Here is a 13,807-nt window from a genome sequence, read left to right as displayed (position 1 = left end):
GGTACACCGACCGAGCCTACGACGGCATCGCGCACCGAATCGACGCGACGACCGGCCATCCAGGTCTCGACGGCCTCCATCGCGTCGAGCTGTTCCGGATCGGTCGTCAGTCACGCGTGGGTTGTGAGCAGCGCGAGTGCGAGGCGTGCTTCGATGACCGAGATCGGTGTGGGGATCGTCTCGGTGAGATGTAGGTGCGGGCCGTCCGGCGGCGGCGCGTCTGGTTGCGGTGGTGGGTGGAGTTGTGCGCGGACCTGTTCGAGGTGCTGCGCATACAACACCGCGATGTCGGGGCGCCGGTTGAACTCCTGCGGGTTCGGCGGTGCACCGTCGGCGCTGTTGCGGCGCCACCAGGTGCGGCCGGTGTGGGGGCCATCCTCGTAGATGCCGGTGGTGAACTGGCCGATCCCGGGTCCGACCATCCGGTTGTGTTTCGGACACGCCGGGGCCAGATCGATGATGTCGGTCAACCCGCCATCAGCGAAGTCGCGGCGGGCGTGATGCAGTTCGACGTGGGAGGCCGGCTGATCACAGCCGGGTGCCGAGCACACCTCCCCATCCGGGCGGGCGAACGACGCCAACCGTTGAGCCCGGGTGGCGCACCGTTTGGCCTGCCCGAAATACAAGGGCTGCGGGCTCGCATCGGCGAACACCGCCAAATACTGTTGGGCCTCGGCAGCCAACCGGATCACATCGGTGATCGGCAACACCGACCCGGTCGCGGTGGTGCCGAACCCGGTCTCCCGGATCAGATCATTCAGCTCGGCCTTGACGATCAGCTGCACCGGCAACCCCCGATGGGATTTGCCCAGCAACCCATCTGCAAACACCGCCCGCAACAACGCCGCCAACGCATCATGATTGCGCTGCGCCTGGGTGCGGGTGTCGCGGGCGGCGGCCGCCTTCAGCGCCTCGGGGTCGGCGTCCTCCTCGGCACCCGAAGGGGCGTCGGGATCCTCGGGGTTGTTGAGGCCGGGTTTGGCCCACGCGGCCAGCATCATCTCCAGCAACGCCCGGGTTTCCGGATCCAGATGGCCGGTCAGTTTCGACATCTGCTGCGCGTTCTGCCGATTCAGCCACAGATTCCGCTTACGTTTACGATCACTGTCGTCGGTCAACTCGCCATCCGGATCCAGATGCGCCAACACCCGCTGACCGAGGATCACGATCTCATCCGGAGTGTGTTTGACCGCCAACTCGGCCAACGACGCTTCGGCGGCCACCTTCTTGTCGTGGGGCGCCTGCTGCGGGATCGTCTCCAGAATGTCGATCACCGTACTCAGATGCGCCGGGCCGACCTCACCGCGCGCGAACGCCGCCGCCAACTCCGGATAGCGTGGCTCGGCGCACTGCCCACCCAACTGCCGCATCCGCCCGGTCGCCGCGATCTGATCCTTCCGCCGACCCGGTTCGGAGACCCGCACCTCGACATTGAGGAAGTTCGTCAAACTCCGAAACCCCATCGCCCGCGGCACACCCCGATCCGACAACTCCAGAATCTGGCGATTACCCTCGAACAACTGCCGATTGACCGCCCGCTCCGAGGCCCGCGCCACCGCCAGCACCTCCGCATCACTACAGCGCGTCAGATCCGCCGCCGCCAACCGATCCAACACCGCATGCAACTCGGTGAGCAGACCCGGCACCTCCGACAACGACTCCCGCACATCCTGTGTGTTCAGCGTGTCGTGCGTGTTCGGCTCGGCCATACCCACCCCCCAGCGGACCATCATTCGAATGCATGTTCGAGAGTACAGCAGATTTGTTACTCCGACAAGCTCCTGATCGACAGAGTTCGTAACCATATCGACGGCACCAAGTCGGCGGGGATCACACCATTCCGCACTGGTGAAAGCCCTATCCTTACCACTGTCGGGGGCTGCGAACTCTGGATCGGTGGTGCCCTATGGCCGCAGGTGTCACGTGCGGGTCCTGCGGCACGGGTCTGCGCGACGGCGCCAGGTTCTGCGACCGGTGCGGGGCTCCGGTGGCAACGGTCGCCGATCGTGCGGAGTACAAGCAGGTGACGGTGCTCTTCGCCGATGTGGTCCGATCGATGGGTATCGCTGCCGCAGTCGAACCGGAGCGCTTCCGGGAGATCATGACCGGGTTGGTCGAGCGGGCGGCGATCGTTGTCGAACGCTATGGAGGGACCGTCGACTACACCGGTGACGGAGTGATGGCGGTGTTCGGTGCGCCGGTCGCAGTGGAGGACCATGCTGCGCGGGCGTGCCTGGCGGCCTTGGAGATCCAACGGCAAGCCGACGGCCTCGCGGCGGAAGTATCTCGCATCGATGCAGTGGACTTGCGCGTGCGGGTTGGGCTGAACTCAGGTCAGGTGATCGCAGGAGAACTCGGCTCGGGATCGTTCGGCTACACAGCGATAGGGGAGCAGGTCGGGTTCGCGCAACGCATGGAGTCGGTGGCCCCGCCGGGCGGCGTGATGTTGTCGGAGTCGACCGCTCGGTTGGTCGACGGCCTCGCCGTGCTGGCGGAGCCGGAGTGGGTACACATCAAGGGCGCGGATGAACCGGTGCGTGCACGACGGTTGCTGGCGGTTCGCCGACGCCACCGGGTGGTTGGGCGTACCGGGGCCCGACTGGTCGGCCGGCATCGGGAGATGGCACTGTTCGACACTCTCGTCGACGGCGCGATCGCCGGGCGCGGTTCGATCGTGAACGTGGTGGCACCGCCCGGTATCGGCAAGAGCCGTATTGCACGGGAGGTTGCCGACCTCGCGGTCGCCCGCGACGTCGAGGTGCTGTGGTCCTTCTGCGAATCGCATGCCCGAGACGTTCCGTTCCACGCCGTGGCAGGCCTGTTGCGGACGGGACTCGGTGTGGCGGATCTCGATGGGGAGACCGCGCGCAGGCGGGTCCGGAACCGACTCTCCGATGCCGACGCGGAGGATCTGTTGTTGCTCGAGGACCTTCTCGGCATCGCCGACCCCGATGTGGCTCTGCCGCACATCGATCCGGATGCCCGGCGACGCCGGTTGACCGCGCTGATCAATGCCGCGTCGCGGCAACGCGCCGGGCCGGTGCTGCTCATCATCGAGGACGTGCACTGGATCGATTCGGTGAGCGAGTCGCTACTGGTCGACTTTCTGGCAGTTCTCCCTGATACACCGTCGGTTGTTGTCATCACCTCGCGCCCCGAGTACCGGGGAGGCCTGCTGAATCTATCGGGTCTGCAGCAGATGACCCTGTCCCCGCTGGACGCATCGGACACGGCGTCGCTGGTCGACGAGCTCCTCGGCTCCGATCCATCGGTCGCCGAACTGGCCGAGATCGTCGTCGAGAGGGCCGCGGGCAATCCCTTCTTCGCCGAGGAGATGGTGCGGGAGTTGGAGCAGCGCGGGGTGCTTGCCGGCGAACGCGGAGACCACGTATGCCAACTCGACATCGCTGATGTCAGTGTGCCGGTCACGGTGCAGGCGGCCATCGAGGCACGTATTGACGCGCTGCCCGCCCGAGCCAAGCGCACCCTGCACATGGCGGCGGTGGTGGGGGCCCGATTCGGTGCGGACCTGCTCGCCGAGGTGGAGGCCGAGCCGGCGGTCGACGAGCTGCTCGACGCCGAGCTCATCGATCAGGTGCGGTCGCTCCCAGTCGTGGAGTATGCGTTCTGCCACCCGCTGATCCGTGCGGTGGCCTACGAGTCGCAACTGAGGTCCGACCGCGCCGGCCGACACCGGCGTCTGGCCGCCGCGATTCGCGACCGCGGAGCCGAGGACGAGCACGCGGCCCTGATCGCAGGTCACCTCGAAGCCGCCGGCGAGCTACCTGCGGCCTACGGCTGGCACATGCGTGGCGCGAGTTGGTCGGCGAGTCGCGATCTCGGCGCGGCGCGGGTCGGCTGGGAGCGCGCCTGCCGAGTCGCCGACGGGTTGCCCGGCGATGCCCCCGACATTCTGGAGATGCGCATCGCTCCACGCTCGATGTTGTGCGCTACCGATTGGCAGGCACGACCGGTACAGCACACGTGGGGCCGCTTCGCGGAACTACGCGAGCTCTGCACCCTGGCCGGGGACAAGGTGTCGCTGGCCATCGGCATGAGCGGCCTGGTCGCCGAACTGCTCTACGCGGGACGCCCCGGGGAGGGGTCCAGGCAGGCATCCGACCAGATGGAACTTCTGGATTCGATCGGAGATCCAGGATTGACAATCGGATTGTCCTTCTTGGCCTTTGCCAACTGGTTCAATGCCGGGCAGTTCGGTGACATCCTCCGGTGGTCGCAGATCGTCATCGATCTGGCCGACGGCGACCCCGCCAAAGGAAGCGGTTTCGGACTGGGATCGCCACTGGCGATGGCGACGGCGTTTCGGGGCATCGCCCGATGGTGGTTCGGTCATCCCGGGTGGCGGGAGGATCTCGACGATTCCCGCGTCATCGCCCGTCACAGCGACCCGGGCACCCTCGCACTCGTTGTCACATGGACGTTCGGACCCGCGTTGATGTACGGGGTGCTTCGCGCCGACGACTCCATGATGCGGGTTCTGGAGGAGACCGAAGGGCCCGCGCACGCGGTGGTCAACGACTTCGGACTCCTGGGGGCGCGCTACCTGCGAGTGCTGGCGTTGCTCTATCGCGACACGCCGGCCGAGCGAGACCAGGGGCTGGCACTGTTGGGAGATGCCGGGGGGTTCGTGCGTGAACGTGCTCCGTCGCTTGCCCCTGTGCTCGAGTTGTTGGCGGCTCGAGAGCAGGCCCGACGCGGTGATCGTGCCCGCGCCATACCTGCGATGCGTGCCGCTGTGGAGGACTTGCGCAGTGAGGGACGGCCCGGATGGGGCGTCGCGGGCACCGCGCTGTTCGTCGAGACATTACTGGAGCGACCAACCGGTGGCGAGCTCGCCGAGGCGCGCCGGGCCATCGAGTGGGTGGCGGATCTGTCGTCGGGCCCGGATGCGGCGATACCCGAAATCACCGTGCTGAAGTTGCGCGCTCTGCTGGCCACAGCGGTAGGCGACGAGGAGGCTTCCCAGGACCTGGCGCGCCGGTATCTCGCGATGGCCCGGTCTCTGGGCTTCGAGGGGCACATCGCCTGGGCCGAGGCAATGATGGCTGCGGCCGGGTGGCGATGAGCCTCACCGACGCATGATCTCTGCCAGGGTACGGCGGTCCATCCATCTCTGCTCGACCGGCCGCTTGACATCCGCCTCGATAAGCGCGGGGTAAGAGGTGAGGTCGGTGAACTGCAGCCGGCCCGACTGGAAGCCGATCATCGCACTCGCTCGGCCGCCGGACTCGAGTTGCTCGGAGAGGAACTCGATGCAGCGGGCGGTGAGGCTGGTCGCGTGGACGCGGTCGAACGGTGACGGGTCGCCGCCTTCTTGTACGTGCCCGAGTACCGATTGCCGGGCATCGAACAGTTCGCCGCCCTCCTTCTCGAACAGCGATGTGATGAACCAGGTGTTGTACACAGGGTCGGCGCCCTCGCTGCGAATGATCAATCCCAGCCGTTTCCCCGACCGGAATCCCTCGGCCATCGAGTGGATGTCGGTGGTCAGATCGTCGATGGTGATCCGGTCCTCCGGCATGTAGATCCGCTCGGCGCCGGAGGCGATCCCGGACAGCAGGGCCAGGTATCCGCAGTCGCGTCCCATCACTTCCACGACGACGACCCGGCGGGTGGCCACCGCAGATTGCCGGATCTTGTCGACGTCGGACACGATGCTGTTCAAGGCGGTGTCGCTGCCGATGCTGAGTTCGGTTCCGGGCACGTCGTTGTTGATCGTCATCGGCATGCAGACGATCGGGATGTCGAGGGCGGGGTACTCGTCGCGGTGCAGATGCAATGCGTGGGCGGCCTCGTAGCCCGACCATCCGCCGGCCATCAGGAGACCGTCGATCTTGTGGGCCACGATCTGCTCGGCGATCTGCCCGATGGCCGCGCCCGAGGGCACATACCGGTTGGTGCCGAGCTCAGCGCCCCCGTCGGACACCCAGCCGCTGACATCCATCCAGCCCATCTCCTGGACCTCGCCCCGCCGGAGTCCGCGGAAGCCGTTCTTGACCGCCAGTACCGCGTAGCCGCGGTCGAGCCCGAGCCGTACGGCTGCCCGCACCGCGGTGTTCATGCCCGGTGCGGGCCCTCCGCCGTGCATCACCGCGAGCCGGAACCGTCGCCGGCCCGCGGGAGTGGGCCGTGGCGCGGCCTGTTGGACCGTCTGCAGGATCTTGTGGGATTGCCGGAAACTTCCCCCGCGCAACAACATCGCGCCGTCGTAATCGTGGGCCTTGATGCGTTCGGCGACTGCCTGTGTCTGCTCGACGCACTCCATCAACGGGGAGGTGACCACCCGGTTGCCGCGCAGGCCGATCAACTGGGCGGGGGACTGGGGTTCGTCGGTGAGCAGGCGCTCGACAGCGGCGTGTCCGAGCAGAGTCGCCAGGTACCGGTCGAATGCGGACGGTGAACCGCCGCGCTGCACGTGCCCGAGGGTGGTGATGCGGGTGTCCTCGCCCAGTTCGTCCTCGAGGAGTTTTCTGATCTGCTCGGCGGTGATCGGGTTGCCGTCGCGGTCTTCGGCGCCCTCTGCGACGACCACGACGCTCTGTCGGCGCCCGATGAGTCGGCCCGCCCGGATGTCACGGCACATCTGCTCGGCCCAGCCGTCGGCCGGCGGCTGTTCGGGAATCAGCACCCAGTTCGCCGCGGTCGCCAGCGATGCCATCAGTGCGAGGTAACCGCAGTGCCGGCCCATGACCTCGACCACGAACGAGCGCTGATGGCTGGACGCCGTGCTGCGCAGGGCATCCATCGCCTCCACGATCCGGTGCAACGCGGTGTCGGCCCCGATCGTCATGTCGGTACCGGACATGTCGTTGTCGATCGAGCCCACCAGGCCGACGAGACGAAGGAACGGATGGGCCTCGGCGACCTCTTTGGCGATCTCGCCCGCGTCCACCGCCTCGGCGAGAAGGTCCGGCCACTCGGCGCGAAACGTGTTCGCGCCGGTGAGGCTGCCGTCGCCCCCGATCACCACCAGCGCGTCAATTCGGCGCTCGAGCATGTTGCGGGCCGCGGCCCGCCTGCCCTCCCGGGTGCGGAACTGCTGTGAACGTGCTGTTCCGATGACTGTGCCGCCCTTGCGTAGGATGCCGTCGGTGTCGGCGACCTCCATGCGCCGGATCAACTCGCCGCCCTCGACCAGGCCCTGATACCCCTCGTGGATCGCGTAGGCGTTGATCCCGTGGTGCAGCGCGGTGCGAATCACCGCCCGGACTGCCGGGTTCATCCCCGCGGCATCGCCACCACTGGTCAGAACTCCGATGCTCGTTGGTGCCGAGCCGACCTCAGCCATCACGGTGCCCTGACCGCGGGCGGCGATGTAGCGAACCTCGGTGTTTCATCGGTACCCCGTGTCCTCGTGCTGTCGTGGGCGAAACCTTGCTCGCAGGGCTTCGGCTATGAGCATCGCGGTCCCGGGCACACTGCGCAACTACTTGCCCGCAGACGTTGAACGTGCGATGTCGTATCGCCAGCGAGGGCGTGTCGGCCGGCGGATCGCAGTGCGGCCACCCGTCGCCCGGGTGGCAATCTGGAGGCCGGTGCCCGGGGTGATCGCGGGTGGATCCGCGGTGCCTGTTGGGCGCGATCAGTCGAGTTCGATGGCGCGCGTGATCATTTCGTCGACGACGACATCGAAGGTGTGGTCGAAGTCGCCGGCCAACCGCTGACCGATCGCGGCTCCCGCAGAAAGTGCCCGCGCATCGACCTCGCTGTTCGGCCGCCGAATCGGTCCGTCGAAAACGCCGTCCAGGTCCTTCCCGTCGACCGTGATCCCGCGCGTGACGCCGATGCCGACGACGTTCGCATCCGACCACCGATTGACCGGGAGGCCACGAATGATCAACGGCTCGGGCCCGACTCGCAAGACCAACACACCGTGGTCGCCCTTCAACCACACCAGGTCGCATCCAGGCGCGATCTCGTAGCGGTCGATGGTGTGAATGCCCCGTGGCGAGACGTCGAGGTCGGTGCGGACACAGTCCGCGACGACGAGCCAACCGTCTCGAGGCCCTCCGTCCACGGTGATGTCCATCCGAAGCACCTGCTTCGGTGGTCGTTTGCGCTCGGTGGACACGAGCGTCGCAGAGGCGATGAAGTCTGTCATGGCTGGCGGAGGGCCTGGACGCGGGACGGGTCGAGTCGGGCGGCAGCTCCTGGAAAATAGCCGCCCTTGCGTTCGGTTCCGCCGAGCGTGTATGCGGGATCGTTGAGGATGTCCGCCACCGTCACGGTGTCGGAGAACTCGCCACCACCCTCGTGGTATTGCGTGGGGATTCGGCTCTTGTACTTGAGATAGAGGCTCTTGAGGTACGCCGTGTCACGGTCGCGGTACGCCTGGTTCGGCGACGACACCTCTGGCGCGTCGCTCGCGTAGCTGCCGAGCAGCCCGGCGTAGTCGGCGCCGTCACGGGGCCCGTTGTAGGCGTCGGCCATCTCCTGCAGCATGTCTCGCTCGGTCATCGGTCCGGCGCCGAGGCCGGCCCACATCTGCTCGCCCCCGGTCTCGCCCATGAACACGGCGTTCTCGCCCTGCCAGGCGCCACCGGGGTGCTTCAGCAGATACTTCGGGTGGTTGTAGAAGTACACCCAGTCTCCCTTCTTGGTCGGCCGACTCCCGATCGTGCCGGCCTCGCCAGGGCCGGCACCGTGTGCCGAGGTCAGCATCCCCTCTATCGGAGTGCCTTCGGTTCCGGTGTGGATCCGCAACCGTTTGTCGTCGGCCACCGAACCGTTGGTCGATCCGAACAGCGTGTCGAACTTGTCGTCACCGATCGCCGCTCGCATCGTGTCGATCTCGATCGCCACGATGCAACTGAGGCATTCGGCGATCGTGAGTCCCTTGAGCCACGCTTTGACGCCCGCCGACGCGCTCGTGCCCGGCTTCAGCTTCCAATCCATCCAGCCGACTCGGTCGAACATGGTCGGGTCGGCAAGGCCACTGCGCCAGTCGTCGTTCCACGGATAGTTGGCCGGGTCCCGCATATGCTCGGCGTGGTAGTTGTAGTCGTACCAGACCCCCTTGTCGGGACCGAACTCCGTGTTCGCCTTCGTCATCCCGGCTACGACGCGCTCGCCCATCTCGTCGGTCGAGGCATTGATCTCCGGCGCACCGGCCTTGCCGCCACCTCCGGCGATCTCGTCGAGCTTCCCCATCGTCTGGCGGCCGACCGCGCCGTCCTCCAACGCCAATCCGTGCTTGTTCTGGAAGGCGACCGCCGTCGCCCTGGTCTCGGTCCCGAAAACGCCGTCCATCGTCCCGTCGGATTTCGTCGACTTCGGCATCGCGAATCCGTTCGCGACAAAACCTTGCTGCACCTTGGCGATCGCCGGGTCCGTCCGACCTTTCCGGAGGGGTGGTGAGTTGTCGTATGCCGCTTCCAGAACCGGGTCACCTGCGTAGCGACGAGAGGTGAGATTCAAGGCTTTCTCGGCCGGGCTCAACGGGGCCCGCTGAACAATGACGTCCCCGACACCCTCGCCGCCTCTGTTCCGGCGTTCGGCGGACCGCATCACGAGCGAGGACACCGCCTGGTTGCCCGCTGTCTGCTGCAAATCGGTCAACTGGTCGGATGGAGTTCGCCGACCGTCGGTGCGCGTCGACGCGCGCTCCGCGGCCGACCGAGTGCCCGACATGGACTGTGGGGGCCGTCGTCCGGGGTCGGCGCGTCCGTGCATGAAGTCAGTCTGGGGCACGGGCTGCGGACGCGGAGGAAACTCTGCGTGAGCGGGCACCGGATCGGCACCATCGGGCATGTCGGCCACCGGAGATCGGGCGGCGATCCCGTTCGCTTCATCAGACGTCCGGCCGTACGCGCGGCTCCATGATCAGGACAGCGGTTCGGCCGGGTTCTCGGGGGAGGCTCGGCGCTCGGGTGCCCATGCGGCGGCCGGCGTCGCCCTGACGCCAGGTGGGCGGCCGGAGGTGATCCAGACGAGGTACAGGATCCCGGCGATTGCCAGCGCCGCGGCGAGAGCGGCCAACGGAACCACGCGCAGCAAGTTGATCACCAGGGTGAAGGCGACAACCACCGCCCCGAACACGTTGAGGCCGAATGAACCCCACTCACGTTCTCGACGTGAGAAAGCTGCCATCGCCAGCAGGCCGCCCAAGAAACTGAGAAACACGGCGATCGCGTAGTAGAGCACCAATGTCTGGTCTCGAGCGCCCGCGGCGACGGTGACGAGAAGAGTCAATGCGGTGAAGACCATGACACCCCAATACGGCACCTGGCGGCCATTGGTGCGCGCCAGGAAGGCGGGCAGAATCCCGTGCGTCGTGCCATCGGTGGTCTGCCGCCTGGCCAGCGCGCTCAACAACCCTGACCCGGCCTGGAATGACGAGCTGGCTGCTGCCAGCAACAGCAGGAGTGTGACGAGCTGGAATATGCCGAAGAATGCTCCAGGTGTCACTGCTCGGGCGAGCTCGGCGATCAGTGTCGTATCACCAGAGGGAATCCCGATGTCGAGAACAGTGACCTCCACGGCGATGCCGGTGGTGAGAACACCGACGGTGGCCAGGGTCAGCCAGAGCGTGGCCTTCCCGAAACGACGGCGTTCGTTGCTGTCGAGGCGACCGAGTTCGGCGATTGCCGTCGACGGTGCTTCCACGCCGGTGGCGAGTGCCATCGCGACGGGGAAGGCCAGAAGAACCGACCACACGGGTGCGCCGGAGGTGGCCGACTCCGCGGTGGCCGATGCGGCGACCCCTGTGTGCGGGGAGGAACCGATCCCCATCAGCAGAACCGTGGCCGCCGCCGCGACGAAAGAGATCGTCATCAGTGCGAACAGGAGTCGGCCCAGGTGGCCGAGCAGGATCGCCGCGGCCACGGCCAGCGTCAACGCCAGCGCCATCGGGATGCGCCAAGGGGAGAGCGCGGGTGCGTAGGAGATCATCGCGGACGACGACGCGGAGACGCTGATCGCGATCGTCAGCACGAAGTCGACGATCAACGCGCCGATGGGCACGAACGCCCAGCCATCCCCGAACGCTTCACCGACGGCGGCCGAGGCTCCACCACCCTCGGGGTAGCGGTCGATCAACTGGCGATAGTTGAGCACCACGATCGTGATGATCGTCAACACCAGCAGCATCGTCGGTATCAACAGGCCGACGTCGCCGTGCAGGGCGCGCAGAGCTGATTCGATCGCGTAGGCGACGGACGAGACCGGATCGGCCATCACCGACAGCGCGAAGGCTGCCAGCAGGATCACCCGGGACCCCGTCACGCTGTGTCTCGCCGACCGACAATCGTATGCGTCGCCACCAGATCATCTAACTACGCGACGCCCTGGGGCGAGATGAAGTGGGATCAGGCCGGACGATACTGCGCGGAGGCAGAATGGACGTGTGCGCGCCCGCATCGCCGAAATCCTGTTGTCGATACTCGTCGGCACGGTCCTCCTTGCGGCGTGCGGTACCTCATCGGAGAACACCACCGCCGAGACGACCTCGTCGTCTCTGTCGACCGGCGCGGTTGTCATCGACGTGCGGACCCCGGCCGAGTATGCGGCCGGACATCTGCAGGGGGCCCGCAACATCAGCCTGGAGTCGGGGACATTCGCGGAGGCGATTTCCACATTGCCCAAAGATGCGCCGTACATCGTGTACTGCCGGACCGGGAACCGATCCGCGCGTGCCGTCGCGATCATGAGGTCACAGGGCTTCACCGATGTCACGGACGCCGGGGGTATCGACGCGGCGCGTGAGCGAACCGGACTTCCGGTGGACACGGGGTAGCCGGAACTCGTCGCGGTGTCGACGACGGGGGACCCCGGCTGCGCGGTCAGCGTGGGACGGTCGCACCCGCGGCGATCTCGCGGCCGCGAAGGACGACCGCATTCAGCACCCGGGTCGCTGCGGCGACGTCGTCGTCGGAGAGACTGGCCCAGAGCGGCGCGGTCAGTGTGGTGATCCGCCGGCCAGTGGCATCCAGGAATGCCCGACCGAGCTCGGTCGGGCTTCCGTCGGCGAGATAACCGCGCGCCGTGAGGCCGTCGACGAGAGTCTCGGCACCGGCGATCCCGGTCATGTCGCGGACGTGTTCGGGAAGTGGTCGTCGGTGCTCGTTCTGGTCGGCGAGACGCAGCGTCACCCACTCCTGTTCGGAGATGTCGGCGCCGCCGAGCGCGATGGTCAGCAGCGCGTTGAGGGTTTTCTCCGTCTGGCCGATGAGTTGGGGTCCGAACGGGATCATCGGGGGCTCCTTGTCACAGTAATCGTTGGCATAGCCAACGATACCCTGATTTCGTTGGTGCGGCCAACGACTTGTTATGATGGGCCCATGGTGCGACGCCTCGACGATCAGGCGACATGGTTGGTGAGCCGCGCGCATCTGCGTGCGCATGCCGAATTGCAGCGCGCGTTCACCGCTGCGGGGTCGCGGGCCTATTACTTCCGCGTCCTGGCCGCACTCGATGAGATCGGACCGGTCAGCCAGGCCGACCTCGGTCGGGCCGCGTCGCTCGACCGTAGCGACGTGGCGACTTCGCTGGGGCTGCTCGTGGAATCCGGATTCGCGGTTCGCATGGGCGATCCCGACGATCGTCGACGCAATGTCGTGCGGATCACCGATGCGGGTCGGATCGAGTTGCAGCGACTGAGCGAGGTGCTCGGCGGCGTGCAGAGTGAGTTTCTCGCACCTCTCGACGAGCGGGAGCGTGCGGTGTTCCTCGAGTTGATCCGCCGCCTGGGGTGACCGGCGGTGACTCGGAGTTGACTTTGGCCAGTCGAATCGAACATCTGACGGGCTACTGTCGGCGTCATTCGACTTCTGCGCAGTCACGTTTCTTCGTGGCGGAGCCAAGGTGGGCCATGGAGTGGGACATTCTCTTCCACCCGGCTTCCGGGGCAGACCCCCTGCCCTCGACAGGCGACATCGTCGCGCACCGCACGGTGCGTCGAGCCCGTCACTCCCGCACGACCGTGGTCGCCGGCGATTCGCACCCGGTGATCCTGCGCGCGACTGATGTTCTACTCGCAGAAGCCGATTCGGTGTGGCGGCACGTTCTGGGTTCGGTCGAGCAGGGTGGCACGATATCCGACGTGCGGTACGAGTACCGGCATCCGGGGAAGTGAGCTGCGCACAGGTCCGGATGTCCTGCCGGCAGCGTGTGAGCCGGGCGTGACAGCAGCAGACCTCAGTTCGGCAGGCCGCCGTCGAGTCCGCCGACGTCGGTGATCGTCCACCCGTTGTTGCCGTCCACGGTCACCTTGTAGGTAACCGTGGTCTTCGCGCCGTTGGGCGCTTGCTTGCTCGTGGAGCTGACAGTGACGAATGCGTCGACCTGGTAGACACCGTTGGCACTCGATGACACCGTGGAGGTGATCGGAGACGCAGTGGAGACCCAGTTCAGAGGGGTCAAGATCTGCTGGAGTTGTGGTGCGGTGGCATCGAACTTTGCCGACAGTGCGGGACTGGTGTTGCTCTTCAATTTGTCGAACCATGCGCTGAGGTCGCGATAGTCGGTGGTGGCGGCGCCGACCGCGTAGTCGGTGGCCACCTGTTCGGCGTGCCGGGTGTCGGCCGCTCGGGCCTCGGCGGCCGACACCGTCGAGCGCGCGGACAACCAGAGGCCGGCAAACGTGCAGCAGGCCGCCAGCAATGCGGCGATGACAATTCCGACGACAACGGTCGACACCGACACGGACAGCTGTCGGCGCGACCGTGTGACATCGCTCGGCGCGGTATCGGGGCCACAGGATCGCTCAGGCGCTTCGGGTGTCGTGGATTCGACCGTGTCTGTGGTGTCGGTCGTGGTGTCAGACTCGCTGGTCGTTGTGGACATGGTT

11 protein-coding genes are annotated in these 13,807 nt (G+C 66.6%); 4 read left to right on the top strand and 7 right to left on the bottom strand.

What is annotated here, in order from left to right; all coding sequences use genetic code 11:
- Nucleotides 1–110: 110 nt before the first annotated feature.
- Nucleotides 111–1,709, bottom strand: a complete 1,599-nt coding sequence (locus tag ACVT6V_RS20460) for an HNH endonuclease signature motif containing protein (RefSeq protein WP_489895946.1) — start codon at nucleotides 1,707–1,709, stop codon at nucleotides 111–113.
- A gap of 197 nt (nucleotides 1,710–1,906) precedes the next feature.
- Here ACVT6V_RS20460 and ACVT6V_RS20455 point away from each other — a divergent pair, with 197 nt between their 5' ends.
- A complete protein-coding gene (locus ACVT6V_RS20455; protein WP_489895945.1) occupies nucleotides 1,907–5,086 on the top strand; it encodes an AAA family ATPase in 3,180 nt (1,059 codons plus the stop codon).
- 3 nt (nucleotides 5,087–5,089) lie between these two features.
- Here ACVT6V_RS20455 and ACVT6V_RS20450 read toward each other — a convergent pair whose 3' ends face one another.
- From ACVT6V_RS20450 to ACVT6V_RS20435, 4 genes are all read right to left on the bottom strand, one after another.
- Complete coding sequence (locus ACVT6V_RS20450) at nucleotides 5,090–7,309, bottom strand: 6-phosphofructokinase (protein WP_489895944.1); 2,220 nt, start codon at nucleotides 7,307–7,309, stop codon at nucleotides 5,090–5,092.
- 294 nt (nucleotides 7,310–7,603) lie between these two features.
- Nucleotides 7,604–8,122 carry a hypothetical protein gene (locus ACVT6V_RS20445; protein ID WP_489895943.1) on the bottom strand — a complete coding sequence of 173 codons (519 nt, stop codon included), beginning with the start codon at nucleotides 8,120–8,122 and terminating at the stop codon, nucleotides 7,604–7,606.
- Nucleotides 8,119–9,693 (bottom strand): peptidoglycan-binding domain-containing protein, encoded by a 1,575-nt coding sequence (locus tag ACVT6V_RS20440; protein WP_489895942.1) that lies wholly within the window; start codon nucleotides 9,691–9,693, stop codon nucleotides 8,119–8,121. Before ACVT6V_RS20440 ends, ACVT6V_RS20445 begins: the two co-directional genes overlap by 4 nt.
- 150 nt (nucleotides 9,694–9,843) lie before the next feature.
- Nucleotides 9,844–11,244, bottom strand: a complete 1,401-nt coding sequence (locus tag ACVT6V_RS20435; RefSeq protein ID WP_489895941.1) for an amino acid permease — start codon at nucleotides 11,242–11,244, stop codon at nucleotides 9,844–9,846.
- A gap of 121 nt (nucleotides 11,245–11,365) precedes the next feature.
- Between ACVT6V_RS20435 and ACVT6V_RS20430 the strand changes: the two genes are divergently transcribed.
- On the top strand, nucleotides 11,366–11,755 hold the full coding sequence (locus tag ACVT6V_RS20430; RefSeq protein WP_489895940.1) for a rhodanese-like domain-containing protein: 390 nt from the start codon (nucleotides 11,366–11,368) through the stop codon (nucleotides 11,753–11,755).
- Between the two features lie 46 nt (nucleotides 11,756–11,801).
- Here the strand turns inward: ACVT6V_RS20430 and ACVT6V_RS20425 are convergent, their stop codons facing one another.
- Complete coding sequence (locus ACVT6V_RS20425) at nucleotides 11,802–12,212, bottom strand: hypothetical protein (protein WP_489895939.1); 411 nt, start codon at nucleotides 12,210–12,212, stop codon at nucleotides 11,802–11,804.
- 87 nt (nucleotides 12,213–12,299) lie between these two features.
- Here ACVT6V_RS20425 and ACVT6V_RS20420 point away from each other — a divergent pair, with 87 nt between their 5' ends.
- Nucleotides 12,300–12,713 (top strand): MarR family winged helix-turn-helix transcriptional regulator, encoded by a 414-nt coding sequence (locus ACVT6V_RS20420; protein ID WP_489895938.1) that lies wholly within the window; start codon nucleotides 12,300–12,302, stop codon nucleotides 12,711–12,713.
- Nucleotides 12,714–12,829: 116 nt separating this feature from the next.
- On the top strand, nucleotides 12,830–13,093 hold the full coding sequence (locus tag ACVT6V_RS20415) for a hypothetical protein (protein ID WP_489895937.1): 264 nt from the start codon (nucleotides 12,830–12,832) through the stop codon (nucleotides 13,091–13,093).
- Between the two features lie 62 nt (nucleotides 13,094–13,155).
- On the opposite strand, the gene ACVT6V_RS20410 is transcribed toward ACVT6V_RS20415, so the two are convergent.
- Nucleotides 13,156–13,803, bottom strand: a complete 648-nt coding sequence (locus tag ACVT6V_RS20410) for a hypothetical protein (RefSeq protein WP_489895936.1) — start codon at nucleotides 13,801–13,803, stop codon at nucleotides 13,156–13,158.
- Nucleotides 13,804–13,807: the final 4 nt, after the last annotated feature.

This window comes from Gordonia sp. LMA167, assembly GCF_058130025.1.
Note: the sequence above shows the minus strand (reverse complement) of the source record. Positions and strands in the feature narration are given on the sequence as shown.

Excerpts from the sequence above, each read along its gene's own strand:
- ACVT6V_RS20460 (WP_489895946.1), bottom strand. The coding sequence starts at position 1,709 with ATGGCCGAGCCGAACACGCACGACACGCTGAACACACAGGATGTGCGG.
- ACVT6V_RS20455 (WP_489895945.1), top strand. The coding sequence starts at position 1,907 with ATGGCCGCAGGTGTCACGTGCGGGTCCTGCGGCACGGGTCTGCGCGAC.
- ACVT6V_RS20450 (WP_489895944.1), bottom strand. The coding sequence starts at position 7,309 with ATGGCTGAGGTCGGCTCGGCACCAACGAGCATCGGAGTTCTGACCAGT.
- ACVT6V_RS20445 (WP_489895943.1), bottom strand. The coding sequence starts at position 8,122 with ATGACAGACTTCATCGCCTCTGCGACGCTCGTGTCCACCGAGCGCAAA.
- ACVT6V_RS20440 (WP_489895942.1), bottom strand. The coding sequence starts at position 9,693 with ATGCACGGACGCGCCGACCCCGGACGACGGCCCCCACAGTCCATGTCG.
- ACVT6V_RS20425 (WP_489895939.1), bottom strand. The coding sequence starts at position 12,212 with ATGATCCCGTTCGGACCCCAACTCATCGGCCAGACGGAGAAAACCCTC.
- ACVT6V_RS20420 (WP_489895938.1), top strand. The coding sequence starts at position 12,300 with ATGGTGCGACGCCTCGACGATCAGGCGACATGGTTGGTGAGCCGCGCG.
- ACVT6V_RS20415 (WP_489895937.1), top strand. The coding sequence starts at position 12,830 with ATGGAGTGGGACATTCTCTTCCACCCGGCTTCCGGGGCAGACCCCCTG.
- ACVT6V_RS20410 (WP_489895936.1), bottom strand. The coding sequence starts at position 13,803 with ATGTCCACAACGACCAGCGAGTCTGACACCACGACCGACACCACAGAC.